This is a genomic window from Actinoplanes sp. TFC3 (genome assembly GCF_001553785.1).
GTDB lineage: Bacteria > Actinomycetota > Actinomycetes > Mycobacteriales > Micromonosporaceae > Actinoplanes.
This window is the reverse complement of record NZ_LOJP01000002.1, coordinates 508,502-521,873: the sequence shown is the minus strand read 5'-3', so window position 1 is coordinate 521,873 and position 13,372 is coordinate 508,502. Positions and strand designations below refer to the sequence as shown.

General features: G+C 69.9%; 10 protein-coding genes and 1 pseudogene. 4 read left to right on the top strand and 7 right to left on the bottom strand.

Translation table 11 applies throughout. From position 1 onward, the window contains the following. From TFC3_RS39725 to deoC, 5 genes and pseudogenes are all read right to left on the bottom strand, one after another. A pseudogene (locus TFC3_RS39725) lies at positions 1-981 on the bottom strand (transposase); the annotation flags it as partial. A 24-nt stretch (positions 982-1,005) separates the two neighbouring features. Next, the gene (locus TFC3_RS29445; protein ID WP_067508588.1) at positions 1,006-1,914 is read right to left on the bottom strand and encodes a DNA primase; all 909 of its coding nucleotides are present in this window, start codon (positions 1,912-1,914) and stop codon (positions 1,006-1,008) included. A 92-nt stretch (positions 1,915-2,006) separates the two neighbouring features. Continuing rightward, complete coding sequence (locus TFC3_RS29440; RefSeq protein ID WP_067508587.1) at positions 2,007-2,864, bottom strand: aldehyde dehydrogenase family protein; 858 nt, start codon at positions 2,862-2,864, stop codon at positions 2,007-2,009. Further along, positions 2,818-4,236, bottom strand: a complete 1,419-nt coding sequence (locus tag TFC3_RS29435; protein ID WP_067508586.1) for an aldehyde dehydrogenase family protein — start codon at positions 4,234-4,236, stop codon at positions 2,818-2,820. The genes TFC3_RS29440 and TFC3_RS29435 overlap by 47 nt, the downstream gene beginning before the upstream one ends. A 5-nt stretch (positions 4,237-4,241) precedes the next feature. Beyond that, complete coding sequence (deoC, locus tag TFC3_RS29430; RefSeq protein WP_067508584.1) at positions 4,242-5,168, bottom strand: deoxyribose-phosphate aldolase; 927 nt, start codon at positions 5,166-5,168, stop codon at positions 4,242-4,244. 62 nt (positions 5,169-5,230) lie between these two features. Here deoC and upp point away from each other — a divergent pair, with 62 nt between their 5' ends. Continuing rightward, positions 5,231-5,863: a uracil phosphoribosyltransferase gene (gene upp / locus TFC3_RS29425; protein ID WP_067509820.1), complete on the top strand. Its 633-nt coding sequence runs from the start codon at positions 5,231-5,233 to the stop codon at positions 5,861-5,863. On the opposite strand, the gene TFC3_RS29420 is transcribed toward upp, so the two are convergent. Further along, positions 5,860-6,342 carry an 8-oxo-dGTP diphosphatase gene (locus tag TFC3_RS29420; RefSeq protein ID WP_067508582.1) on the bottom strand — a complete coding sequence of 161 codons (483 nt, stop codon included), beginning with the start codon at positions 6,340-6,342 and terminating at the stop codon, positions 5,860-5,862. The two genes, upp and TFC3_RS29420, sit on opposite strands and share 4 nt — an antisense overlap. A gap of 55 nt (positions 6,343-6,397) precedes the next feature. Here TFC3_RS29420 and TFC3_RS29415 point away from each other — a divergent pair, with 55 nt between their 5' ends. The 3 genes from TFC3_RS29415 to TFC3_RS29405 all read left to right on the top strand — a co-directional run bounded on the left by TFC3_RS29415 (position 6,398) and on the right by TFC3_RS29405 (position 11,720). Continuing rightward, positions 6,398-9,859, top strand: coding sequence for a bifunctional glycosyltransferase family 2 protein/CDP-glycerol:glycerophosphate glycerophosphotransferase (locus tag TFC3_RS29415; protein WP_236718511.1), 3,462 nt, complete (start codon positions 6,398-6,400; stop codon positions 9,857-9,859). Next, positions 9,856-10,890, top strand: a complete 1,035-nt coding sequence (locus TFC3_RS29410; protein WP_067508581.1) for a GT-D fold domain-containing glycosyltransferase — start codon at positions 9,856-9,858, stop codon at positions 10,888-10,890. Before TFC3_RS29415 ends, TFC3_RS29410 begins: the two co-directional genes overlap by 4 nt. Positions 10,891-11,036: 146 nt before the next feature. Next, positions 11,037-11,720 carry a GPP34 family phosphoprotein gene (locus TFC3_RS29405; RefSeq protein WP_067508579.1) on the top strand — a complete coding sequence of 228 codons (684 nt, stop codon included), beginning with the start codon at positions 11,037-11,039 and terminating at the stop codon, positions 11,718-11,720. Here the strand turns inward: TFC3_RS29405 and TFC3_RS29400 are convergent. Then, entirely contained in the window at positions 11,717-13,363 is a 1,647-nt protein-coding gene (locus TFC3_RS29400) for a phospho-sugar mutase (protein ID WP_067508577.1), read from the bottom strand. The genes TFC3_RS29405 and TFC3_RS29400 overlap by 4 nt on opposite strands. Positions 13,364-13,372: the final 9 nt, after the last annotated feature.

Here is a 13,372-nt window from a genome sequence, read left to right as displayed (position 1 = left end):
GGTTGCGGCGGGCTCGGGGGCGCGGCGGGAGCCGGCCTGGCGGCGGCCGGGGACGGCCACGCCGGTGCTGGCGCGGGCAGCAAGCGTGCCGACCAGGGCCTCGCACGCCGAGTCGCAGGACTTGACCGCACCGATGGCGTGCCGGACGGTGTCTGCCGCGGCGGAGGCGAGCGCCTTGTTGACGCCGCCGCGGCGCGGCGACTCGTTGATGGCCACCACCAGCGCGGCGACGGCGGCGACGACCTGGTCCTCGGTGCCCGCGCCGGCCCGGGTGAGCTCGCGGGCGACCTCCTCGGCGACCTGCTGCGGCGAGCCGCCCTGGGCGGTCAGGCGGCCCGGCTCGGGCAGGGCGTCCAGCACGGCCACGGCCAGCGGGTGGGCCGGGTCCGGATACGCCCGCAGCGCCGCCGGATACAGCTCGCGCAGCACCTCCCGCAGCGCGATGGACGCGGCGTGGCGGCCGTTGAGCATCGCGACGTGCGCGGCGAGCACCGGCTTGTACGACACCAGCTCCCGCGGCGCCGGGATGGTGACCGCGGCGATGGCACCGGCCTGCAGCGCCCGGGCCAGGCCCACCGCGCGACGGGCGGCCGGCGGCGCGTTGATCTCGTCCGGGGAGTCGTCGTCGGCGAAACGCTCGGCGAAGTCGTCGGCGGAGTCGTCGTCGGCCAGCACGAGGGGACGCCCGGCGGCGGTCAGCAGCGAGGTGACCATGTGGTCGTCGCTGTCGGCAGCCACCGCAACCTCGGCGAAGCCGCTCGTGCGTTCCACGAGCAGCGTGCCGAGCTGGGCATAGCCGGCCGGGTCGTCGCTGACCTCATGGACTCCGAGCAGCCGGCCCGCGTCGTCCACCACGGCGATGGTCAGGGCAGCTCCGGCCGAGGCCGTGCGCACCGTTTCATCAGCCGACGCCAGACCGCAGTAAACGCGCACGAGCGCCACGGCGTCGTCCTCCTCCCCGGGACTGCTGTTTTCGGCCAAGGACTGATGGTCCCTGGTGAGGGGTCAGTCGCGCCAGTCCACGGCCGCAGAGATCTTGCCGATTACCGAACGCCAACCCAGACTCGCCTGCTGTGCCCCAATTTTACGGAGCTTGCGACGACCGAAGAAACCGCCCATTCCGCCAGTCTCGGCCGCCCGCAGGGACTCATCGAGGTCGTCGAGCGGAGATCCGGGCGACAGCGCCAGGATGACCGGCTTGAGACGCAGCGCGTGGCCCAGGTCCCTGGCCACCTCGCCCGCCGCGATGAGCAGCGGGAGATCCCACGTGTCGTGCCCGCCCCGCAGATTCTCCACCACGAGGTCAAGCTCGTAGCGGTCGTCGGCTTGGGGGTCGACGTCGGACGACTGTACCCGCTCGGCCAGGGCCGGCCAGGTGTCGAGTTGTGCGAGGTCGTGCGGAGCACCCGATTGAATGAAGGAGACCAGCGACTCGGGCGTCTTGAAGGCCAGCAGTTTTCCGCGGTGGCTCAGGAAGGCGGGCACCTCTTCATCAGCCGCTTCGGCGGCTGCTGCAGCCTCGGCCTCCTCGGCTTGCTCGTCCTTGAAGTCCTCGGGGTCTGGCTCCTCGACGACCTCGCCGTCTTCGTTGCGCAGCGTGCCGTCGGACTTCTTGGGGGCTTCGTCCTCGGCCACCAGTGCGGCGAACTCGTCATCGACGATCACGCCGTCCTCGGCGGCGGCCCGCGCGGCGGCCGCGCGTTCGCGGGCTTCGAACGGGTCGTCCTCGTCGGTCTCGACCTCGGTGGGGGTGAACTCGGAGGCCTTGCGGAACGCCCGCAGGGTCAACGCGACCCCGCCGGGCATCGCGATCTCCACCGGGTGGATCCGCACCTCGTCCCACAGGTCATGGCCCGCGAGGCCCTCTTTGACCGTCGCGACCTTTTCGGCCTCTTCGGGCGACTGGCTGGCCACGCTGACCTCCGGGTTGTTTCTCGCAAGCTGATCGGATGAGTGAGTCTGGGCACACACCTTAGTGGTCGCTCCTGGGAGGAGGCCGACCGCGGTCAGAAACCCTTCGGGTGCCAGACGGTCTTGGTCTCCAGCAGCGCTGTCATCGGCTGCAGCCCCGGTTCGGCAGCGGAATCGATGCCCTCGGCCGGGGGACGCAAAACCCGTTTGAGGCTGCCGGCTGCGCCGCGCTCCAGCTCGGTGGCCAGCTCAGGGTTGGTGACCCCGGTCAGGTCGAGGGCGTTGACGTCGTCGTGCGAGGCCAGCCAGGGCGCGTTCCCGGCGGCGTCGCCGGTGAGGATGTTGATCACCCCGGCGGGTACGTCGGAGGTGGCGATCACCTCGGCGAGCGTGATCGCGGCTTGGGGCAGGCCGGTGAGTACCACGACGGTGTTGCTGGTGACGATGGCCGGGGCGATGACGCTGACCAGCCCGAGAAACGATTCGGGGGCGACCACGGCGACCACGCCGGTGGGCTCGGGCGCCGAGATGTTGAAGTACGGCCCGGCGACCGGGTTGACGCTGCCGTGCACCTGGGCGATCTTGTCCGACCAGCCCGCGTACCAGACCCAGCGGTCGACCGCGGCATTCACCTCGGGCTCGCTCACCCCACGGGCGATGAACTCCTCGCGGCGGGCCTCCAGCATCTCGGCGATGCGGTAGAGCACCTGGCCCCGGTTGTAGGCGGTGGCCCCGGCCCACCCGGGCTGGGCCTTGCGGGCTGCGACGACGGCGTCCCGGGCGTCCTTGCGCGAGGCGAGTGCGACGTTGTCACCGTCCACCAGATAGGTCCGTCCTGACTCGCTGCGCGGGAACTTGCCGCCGATGAACAGCTTGTAGGTCTTGCGAACTGAGAGGCGGGTCGTTTCAGGCAAGGTACGCCTCCAGGCCGTGGCGGCCGCCTTCACGGCCATATCCGGATTCCTTGTAGCCGCCGAACGGCGAGGTCGGGTCGAACTTGTTGAACGTGTTGGCCCAGACCACGCCGGCGCGCAACTTGTCGGCCACGGCCAGGATGCGCGAGCCCTTGTCGCTCCAGATGCCGGCGCTCAGGCCGTACGGCGTGTTGTTGGCCTTCTCGATGGCCTCCGCCGGCGTGCGGAACGTCAGCACGGACAGCACCGGCCCGAAGATTTCCTCGCGGGCGATCCGGTGCGCCTGGGTCACGCCGGTGAACACGGTGGGGGCGAACCAGAAGCCCTGCGACGGCAGCTCACACGGCGGCGACCAGCGCTCGGCGCCCTCCTGCGAACCGGCGTCGGACAGCGTACGGATCCGCTCCAACTGCTCCGCCGAGTTGATCGCCCCGACATCGGTGTTCTTGTCCAGCGGGTCCCCGACGCGCAGCGTGGCCATCCGGCGCTTGAGCGACTCCAGCACCTCGTCGAACACCGATTCCTGCACAAGCAACCGCGACCCGGCGCAGCACACGTGCCCCTGATTGAAGAAGATGCCGTTCACGATGCCCTCGACGGCCTGGTCGATCGGCGCGTCGTCGAACACGATGTTCGCCGCCTTGCCCCCCAGTTCGAGGGTGAGGCGCTTGCGGGTGCCGGCCACCGAGCGGGCGATCTGCCGGCCCACCTCGGTGGAGCCGGTGAACGCGACCTTGTCCACGCCGGGGTGTTCGACCAGCGTACGGCCGGTGTCCCCGGCGCCGGTGAGGATGTTGACCACGCCCGCCGGCAGGTCGGCTTGACGGCAGATGTCGGCGAAGAACAGCGCTGACAGCGGCGTGGTCTCGGCCGGCTTGAGCACCACGGTGTTGCCGGTGGCCAGCGCCGGGGCGACCTTCCAGGCGAGCATCAGCAGCGGGAAGTTCCACGGGATGACCTGCGCGGCGACGCCCAGCGGCCGCGGGTCGGTGCCGAAGCCCGCGTACCTGAGCTTGTCGGCCCAGCCCGCGTAGTAGAAGAAGTGCGCGGCGACCAGCGGCAGGTCGACGTCGCGGGATTCACGGATCGGCTTGCCGTTGTCCAGCGACTCGAGCACGGCCAACTCGCGGGAGCGCTCCTGGATGATCCGGGCGATCCGGAAGAGGTATTTGGCGCGCTCGGAGCCGGGCAGGGCGGACCAGGGCTCGAAGGCACTGCGGGCGGCGGCCACGGCCCGTTCGACGTCGTCCGGGCCGGCCAGGGCGACCTCGGTGAGCACTTCCTCGGAGGCCGGGTTGACGGTTTTGAAGGAGCCGGCGCCGGGCTCGAACTGGCCGTCGATGAACAGGCCGTAGGACGGCGCGATGTCGACGACCGAGCGGGACTCGGGGGCGGGTGCGTATTCGAACATCGTGATCAGTCCAGGGTGAAGTAGTCAGGGCCGGCGTAGTGGCCGGTCGTGAGCTTGGTCCGCTGCATCAGCAGGTCGTTGAGCAGCGAGGAGGCGCCGAAGCGGAACCAGTCGGGGTGCAGCCAGTCGTCGCCGGCGGTCTCGTTGATCAGCACCAGGTACTTGATCGCGTCCTTTGTCGTCTTGATGCCGCCGGCCGGTTTGACGCCGACCTGGCGCCCGGTGCGGGCCCGGAAGTCGCGGACCGCTTCGAGCATGACCAGCGTCACCGGCAGCGTCGCAGCGAGCGGGACCTTGCCGGTGGAGGTCTTGATGAAGTCGGCGCCGGCCAGCATGGCGAGCCAAGAAGCACGACGGACATTGTCGTACGTAGCCAGCTCGCCAGTTTCCAGAATCACCTTGAGATGCGCGTCGCCGCAGGCCTGCTTGACCGCCACGATCTCATCGAACACCAGGTCGTAGCGCCCGGCCAGGAACGCGCCGCGGCTGATCACCATGTCGATCTCGTCCGCCCCGGCGGCCACCGCGCCGCGGGTGTCGGCCAGCTTGACCTCCAGCGGCGCCTGCCCGGACGGGAACGCGGTCGCCACGCTCGCCAGGTGGACGCCGGAACCGGCGAGCACCTGCGCGGCCACCGGGACCATCGCCGGGTACACGCACACCGCGGCGACCGGCGGGCAGCTCGCATCGGCAGGGTCGGGGCGCAGCGCCTTGGCCGACAGCGCGCGCACCTTGCCGGGGGTGTCGGCGCCTTCGAGCGTGGTCAGGTCGACCATTCGGATGGCGAGGTCGATGGCGGCGGCCTTGGCGGTGCTCTTCACCGATCGGGTGCCGAGCGCCGCGGCCCGCGCCTCCACGCCGACCTTGTCGACGCCGGGCAGCCCGTGCAGCAGGGAGCGGAGGTCGTGCCTCGACGTGGTCGTCGCAGTCATGAAATGAATCCTACTCAACCCTCCAGCAGTTGATCTTGAACAATCCCGGTAGGTTGATCGGCGTGGACGTACTCGTGGTAGATCACCCGCTGGCCCAGACCCGACTCACCGCCATGCGCAACGCGGAGAGTGACTCCGGCGTCTTCCGTGCGGCACTGCACGAGCTGACCACGATGGTCGTGTACGAAGCCGCCCGCACCTTCGCCACCGAGCAGTTCCCGATCACCACCCCGGTCGCGCCGACCCGGGGCACCCGGCTGGCCCGCCCGCCGCTGATCGTGCCGGTGCTGCGGGCCGGGCTGGGCATGGCCGACTCCGCGCTGGCTCTGCTGCCCGAGTCGTCGATGGGCTTCGTCGGCCTGGCTCGCGACGAGAAGACCTACGAGCCTCGCGCTTACATGGAGTCACTGCCCGGTGACCTGACCGGGTTGCCGGTGCTGGTGCTCGATCCGATGGTGGCCACCGGCGGCTCGCTGGTGCACTGCGTGCAGCTGCTGGTCGACCGCGGGGCCACCGATGTCACGGTGTGCTGTGTGCTGGCCGCACCCGAGGGCGTCGAACGGCTGGGGTCCTCGGGGCTGCCGATGCGTCTGGTTACCGCTAGCATCGATGATGGTCTGAACGAAAAGAAGTACATCGTTCCCGGCCTCGGCGACGCCGGCGACCGCCAATTCGGCGGCATGCCGCGTTTCTAGGAGACGGACCAGGACACTGCTTTGCCGTTGGAGAAGGGCATGACGCCGTGGAAGATCTTCGGGTCGGCGGCGAAGATCAACGGTAGGAAGTGCCGGTCGGACTCCCACATCGGCAGCTTGCCGGTCAGCACGTCGGCCACCGGCACCCAGTGCAAGCTGCCCTCGTCGTTGCTCGTCAGCGGCGTGCCCGACCAGCGCGGGATGCGGAACAGAAAGCCGAACCAGTTCTCCCCGCCGCGGCCGAAACCGGGCCAGTTGATGGTGCCGGCCAACTCCACCGTCTCGCACTGCAGCGCGGATTCCTCGCGGATCTCGCGGCGCAGCCCGGACACCACATCCTCGTCGGGTTCGAGCTTGCCGCCGAGGCCGTTGTAGTAACCGTAATGAATATCGTCTGGCCGCGAATCGCGGCGGATCATCAGCACCTCCCGCTGATCCGCCGAGAGGAGGTAGCCGAGTGTTGCAAGGATGGCGCGCATGGTAGATGACCTTAATCGGACCCGGAAGCTCCCAGAACCGGCATATCCTCTCGAAGTGACGGGTTTGGTGCTCAGTGTCGTCGTACCTGTGTACAACGTCGAGCCGTACCTGGCCGAATGTCTGGAATCGCTTGCCGGGCAGACCCGCGACAACCTCGAGATCATCGTGGTGGACGACGGGTCGACGGATGACAGCGCTGCCATCGCCGAGCAGTTCGTTCAGCGCGACCCCCGGTTCCGCCTGATCCGCAAGCAGAACGCCGGCCTGGGCGCGGCCCGCAACACCGGCACCGCGCAGGCCACCGGCGAATATCTGATGTTCGTCGACAGCGATGACGTGCTCCCCCCGTACGCCGCGGAATTGCTCGTCGGAAGCCTCGAGCAGACCGGGTCGGATTTCTCGTGCGGCAACGTGCTGCGGCTCAACACCAAGGGGTTGAGCCAGTCGCCGATGCACAAGGCCCCGTTCGCCGCCACACACCTGCGCACCCATGTCAGCAAGCTGCCCGCGCTGCTCGGTGACCGGACCGCCTGGAACAAGGTCTACCGCCGCACCTTCTTCGAAGAGCACAACTTCACGTTCCCCGAGGGCGTGCTCTACGAGGACATCCCGGTCACCGTGCCCGCGCACGTGCTGGCCAAGTCGGTCGACGTGCTGGAAACGCCGGTCTACTACTGGCGTGAGCGCGAGGGGCCGGACAAGTCGATCACCCAGCGGCGCGAGGAGGTGCAGGCCTTCATCGACCGGCTGGAGAACTGCTGGGGGGTCAGCCGCGTGCTGGCCAGCTCCGGACAGCACGACCTCAAGCGCCTGTACGACGAGTCGGTGCTCAAGAGCGACCTGATGCTCTTCCTGCGGGTGCTGCCCCGCGTCGACGAGGAATACCAGCAGGTCTTCCTGCAGCGCACGAACGACTACCTGGACACCGTCGACCCCGAGGCGATCCAGGAGCTGCCAACCGTGCAGCGGGTGCTGTGGACGCTGGTGCGCAACCGGATGATGACGGAGATCCTCGAGCTGCTGCCGGTGCTGCGCCGCCAGCGCCGGATCACCCGCCGGGGCCTGCGCCGCTACCACGACATGGACCTGCTGCACGAGCGCCTGCCGCAGTTGCCGGCCGAGCTGTTCGCGGCGGGTACCCCGCGACCGCGCACCAAGGTGCACGAGGTCACCTGGGAGGACGGCAAGCTGCGCATCCGCGGGCACGCGTTCATTCCCGGGCAGTCCGCCGCGCGGCCGTGGAGCACCTCGCGGCTGTTCTGGCTGAAGGAGAACGGCGGCCGGCGCACCCGGCGCACCCCGCTGGTGAACCGCCGGTGCGTGGACGCAACCGCGGACCACGGGTCGGCACGGACAAGCTATGACTGGTCGGGCTTCGAGGCCGTCATCGACCCGCAGACGCTGGACCTGACCCAGGACGCCGACTGGGCGATCATCGTCGGCGTGGTCGGGCTGGGCCGCAAGAGCAAGGGCTCGCTGGAGATGGGCCAGGGCGCGCACTCCCTCCCGCTGACCCCGCTGCACGTGGGCGACGTGCGAGTCGCCCCCTACGTCGCGGCCGGGCGGTTGCGGCTGCGCGTCGAACGGGTGCGGGCGGTCCTGACCGGGCTGCACCCCGGCGACGACGGCGGCGTGACGCTGGAGGGCACGCTCAACGGCGTGCAGCCGGTCACCGCGAACCTGTCGCGGGTAGCCGGGCTGGCCTGGCGGCTTTTCCCGCTGAGCATCGACGGCGAACGCTTCTCGTTCCACATCCCCGCCGCTGACCTGCAGCGCGACGGCTTCGACTACCCGGCGTTGCGGATCGGCGAGCCGGCCGACCGCTGGGCGATCCAGCTGTCCACCGGCACCAAGCGCAACAGCGAGATCCCCTGCGTGCTGGCCACCGACGGGCACTGGGAGCCGATCGACCTGGGTGCGCGCACGGTGCACGTGAACAAGAAGCCGGACGGCAGCCCGGTGCTGTCGGCCCTGCCCTCCGGCCCGGTGCTCACCCGGGTCAGCACGGCCGAGCGTCGCTTCCGCTTCGAGGGCCGGCTGCACGGCCGGGCCGGGGACTTCAACCTGGTGCTGCGCCCCGCGGATGCCCGGGAGACGAAGATTTTCCCGGTACGCGTGGACGGCGACTCCTGGTCGGTGGAGGTCGACCCCATCGCCGTGCCGTCGTTCGGCACCGCCGTACGGATGCGCACCGGCACCTGGAATGTGCTGTTCCGGATCGGCAGCGAGACGATCCAGCCGCTCCCGGCGGCCGCCAGCGCGCTGAGCGCCATGCCGTTGCCGCTCGCCGGCGACACCCCGCGGGTCTCCCTCGAACTGCTCGTCGATCAGCGGGTGGCGGTGCGGATCCGCTCCGCACTGCCCGATGAGGAGCGTGGCCGCGGCAACCAGGCCCGGCTGCGCCAGGAGTTTTACCCAGCGACCCGGGAGAAGCCGCTGCGGGACGTGGTGCTCTACAACAGCTTCACCGGCCGGCAGTATTCGGACAGCCCGCGCGCGGTGCACGAGGAACTGGTCGCCCGAGGGTTGCCGCTGGAGCACCAGTGGGTGTCTGTGGACGGTCAGGCGCCCCTGCCGCACACCGCCGAGCCGGTGCCGCTGTGGAGCAAGCGCTGGTACGAGGCGCTCGCCACCGCCCGCTACATCGTCACCAACCAGCACCTGCCGGAGTGGTTCCGCCGCCGCGAGGGTCAGGTGGTCGTGCAGACGTGGCACGGCACCCCGCTCAAGCGGATCGGCTTCGACATCGCCGACGTGCAGTTCACCGACAAGCGCTACCTGGAGAAGCTGGCCCAGGAGACGCCCAACTGGACCTACCTGGTGTCGCCGAACACGTTCAGCTCACCAATCCTGCGCAGCGCGTTCCACTTCGAAGGCGAGCTGCTGGAGATCGGCTACCCGCGCAACGATGTGCTGTTGCGCGACCGGACGGAAATCCTCGACCGGGTCCGGGCCGCCGTCGGGATCCCGGCCGATCGCAAGATCGTCCTGTACGCCCCCACCTGGCGCGACGACGACCACAGTGGCGGCGCGTACCGGTTGTCGCTGCAGCTGGACGTGCAGGAAGCCGCGCAGCGACTGGGCGACGACCACGTGCTGCTGGTCCGGCGGCACCCGAACGTGCTCGACGAGATCCCGGGCGCCGGCAACGGGTTCGTCTACGACGTGTCGGCGTACCCGGACATGGCCGATCTGCTGGCGGCGGCGGACATCCTGATCACCGACTACTCTTCGGTGATGTTCGATTTCGCCGGCACCGGGCGGCCGATCCTGTTCTTCACGTACGACCTCGCGCACTACCGTGACGAACTGCGCGGCTTCTACTTCGACTTCGAAGCCGAAGCCCCCGGCCCGCTGCTGGCCACGTCGGAAGACGTGATCGACGCCATCCGTGACGTCGACGCCATCTCCGATCGCTACGCCGAGCGCTACCGCGCGTTCGCCCAGAAGGCGTCCGACCTCGACGACGGTCACGCCGCAGCCCGCCTCGCCGACCGCATGCTGGAGACCCGATGAGCACCCCGTCCGTCTGGCGTCGCACGGCGCGTGTCTTCAAGCGCCAGCTAGCCGGCCCGCCGCCGCCCGATCCCCGGGTGCTGAAGACGCAGCAGCAGTCGCTGAAGGTGCAGCAGGAAGCGCTGAAGGCGCAGAAGGAAGCGCTGAAGGCGCAGCAGGAATCCAACAAGCTGCTCTTCGACATCCGGTGGGAGCTCAAGGAGCAGCGCAAATACCTGGAAGGTTTCCGCGCGCACGCCTCCACGGCTATGTTCGCGGAGATCCGGGAGTTCACCGACGCCCAGCAGTACAGCTTCGAGGCCACGATGCGCCGCGTCGCCGAGGACCGGCTGAGCCTGGCGCGCTTCGGTGACGGCGAGCTCAAAATCATGCTGCGCCCGCAGTACAACCTGCGCTTCCAGCCCTGGTCGGCGAACCTGGCCGGGGAGCTGCGCGGGGTGCTCTCGATGGACGGCTACGACCCGGAACGGCTGCTGCCCGCGTTCCCGTACACGTTCCGCGACGCGCACTGGACCTCGGTGTGGCTCGACATCTGGCCCGAGGTCAAGCCGCTGCTGCACCCCACCGCCAAGTACGGCACCGCCCACGTGTCCCGGCCGATCTACTTCACCCACCTCGGCCAGCGCGGCGTGGAGCTGTGGCGCGACGTCTGGGACGGCCAGAACGTGTGCATCGTCACCGGCCAGGGCTCACGCTTCAACCTCGAACCGGCGCTGTTCAGCAACGCCAAGTCGATCGAGTTCCTGTACACCAAGCCCAAGGACGCCTACTCGGACCTGTCCCGGCTGAAAGAGGAGCTGGACGCGGCCGACCCGGACAAGCTCTACCTGTTCGCGCTCGGGCCGTGCGGCACCCTGCTGGCCGCGTGGCTGTCGCAGCGCGGCCGGTGGGGCATCGACATCGGGCACATCAGCGAGAGCTGGTCCAACGTGTTCAACGGCGGCGCTTGGCCCGAGCAGTTGGACGTCGTCAAGGAACCCGCCAAGGGCTCCGCCGCGGACCCTGCCAAGGGCGTCGGCGCGCAAGCCTGACCCCGATCCGGGTCTGTTCCCCGGGCGGCCGGCCCCTGTTTCCTCAGGTGGCCGAACCCCTGGGGAAACAGGCCCGGACGGCCACATCTGATTTTGACCGCCCTCCGGCAGTTGCCCCGGTGACACCGGCCACTATCGTTTTGGGCATGACCTCCATCGCGCTCGCTGAGGAGCTCCTCCTCCTCGCGTATGACGACCGAACCGGCAAAGCGACCGGTTCCCGCATCGGACTGGACCTCGGCATGGCCGCGGCGGTGCTGGTCGACCTCGCGCTGGCCGGGCGGATCGCGTACGTCGCCGGGAACCTGGTCGTCAACGACACCACGCCCACCGGCGACCCGATCGCGGACCGCATCCTCGAGAAGGCCGCGACCGACGACCCGCACACCCCGGCCCAATGGGTGCAGCGCCTGCGGCACCGGCTGCGCCAGCACGTCCTCGAGGACCTGATCTCCCGCGGCGTGGTCCAGGACGTGGACGAGACTCAGATGGGCGCCATCCACGTGCACCGCTACCCGACCACCGACCCGGCGTACGAGGCCGAGATTCGCAAGCGCCTCGCCGAGGCCCTCACCACCGACGCAATCCCCGACGAACGCACCGCGGCCCTGTGCACCCTGCTCGTGGCCACCCGCATGGAACCGGCCCTGCGCCTGCCCCCGGAGGAAGCGGCCCGCGCCCACGAACGCCTCGAGCAAATCGCCAGCGGCGCCGGCTTTTCCGGCTCAGCCAACCTCGAGGACTCCATCGTGCGCCCCAGCGTCGCCTTGGTGGTAGCCACCCTCGGCAACGCCATCCGAGCCGCCCTCGGCGCCCCGAAGATCGTCTAGAGGCCCAGGGCCGCCTCGACCTCGCGGCGGAGCTGGACCATGGTGGCTCCCGACTTAAACTGGGCGTTTACCAGCTTGCCGGTGCCGAGGGGCTCCACCACCTCCAGGTAGGCCTTCAGCTTGGGCTCGGTGCCCGAGGGTCGGATCACCACGCGGACCTGGGCCGTGCGCAGCGTCAGCACGTCGGCCTCGGGGGCCCGGTCCTCGACTGCCGTCAGCGGGACGTCGAGCAGCGTGGCCGGCGGTTTGGCGCGGACGTGGGCCATCATTGCGCCGATCTCGGACAGGTCGCTGACCCGCACCGAGAGCTGATCGGTGCGGTGCACGCCGAGTTCGGTGTCGAGTTCGTCGAGGCGGTCGCGGATGGTCTTACCCTCGGCCTTGAGCGCCGCGGCGAGTTCGGCCACGGTGAGGGCCGCGGTGATGCCGTCCTTGTCGCGGACCATGTCGGGGGCCACGCAGTAGCCGAGCGCCTCCTCGTAGCCGTAGGCCAGCTCCTCGGCGGCGCGCACGATCCACTTGAAGCCGGTCAGCGTCTCCGCGTACGGCACCCCGCGCGCCTTGCACAGCGCCCCGAGCTGGCTCGACGACACGATGGTGGTCGCGTACGTGCCGGGTACCCCGCGCCGGATCAGATGGTCGGCCAGCAGAACGCCGAGTTCGTCGCCGCGCAGCGCCTTCCAGCCGCCGTCGGGACCGAGCGGGATGGCGATCGCGCACCGGTCGGCGTCCGGGTCGTTGGCGATGGCCAGGTCGGCACCGGACTTCTCGGCGAGCGCGAGGAGCAGGTCCATCGCCCCTTTTTCTTCCGGGTTGGGGAAGGCCACCGTCGGAAACTCCGGGTCCGGCTCGGCCTGCTCGGGCACCACCTCGGGCGCCGGGAACCCGGCTTCGGCGAAGGCCGCGGTCAGCACCGGGCCGCCGACACCATGCAACGGCGTGTACGCCACCTTGAGTTCGCGAGGGCCTTCCGCGACGACAGCCGCGGCGCTGCGGGCGTACCCGGAAACGATTTCTTCGCCCAGAACCGTGCCCGGATCGCCCAGCGGGACCTCCGCGAGCGCCCCGACCGCCTGGATGGCCGCCTCGATGCCCGCGTCGGCGGGCGGCACGATCTGCGCGCCCGCTCCGTCCAGGCCACCGAGGTGCGCGCCCAGGTAGACCTTGTAGCCGTTGTCCTGCGGCGGGTTGTGGCTGGCGGTGACCATGACCCCGGCCACCGCGTCGAGCTTGCGGACCGCATAAGCGAGCACCGGCGTGGGCAACGGGCGGGGCAGCAACAGGGCCTCGAACCCGGCGGCGGTGGCCACCCGGGCGGTGCGCTCGGCGAAGGCCTGCGAGCCGTGCCGGGCGTCGTAGCCGATGACGAGCTTGCCGGTGGATCCCTGCCGAACCAGCCAGGTGACCAGCCCGGCGGCGGCGCGGGTGACCACGGCCACGTTCATGCCGTTCGGACCGGCACGCAGCGGGCCTCGCAGCCCGGCGGTGCCGAACGTCAGCGGGCCGGCGAACCGGTCGGCGAGTTCGGCCTCGCTGTCCGGAAGCCGGTCCAGCAGCTCCCGGATCTCGTCGCGGCCGGCCGGATCGGGGTCGTCGGCCAGCCACGCTTGCGCCACGGCTCGGAGGTCACCATCAATTGCCATGCACAGTTC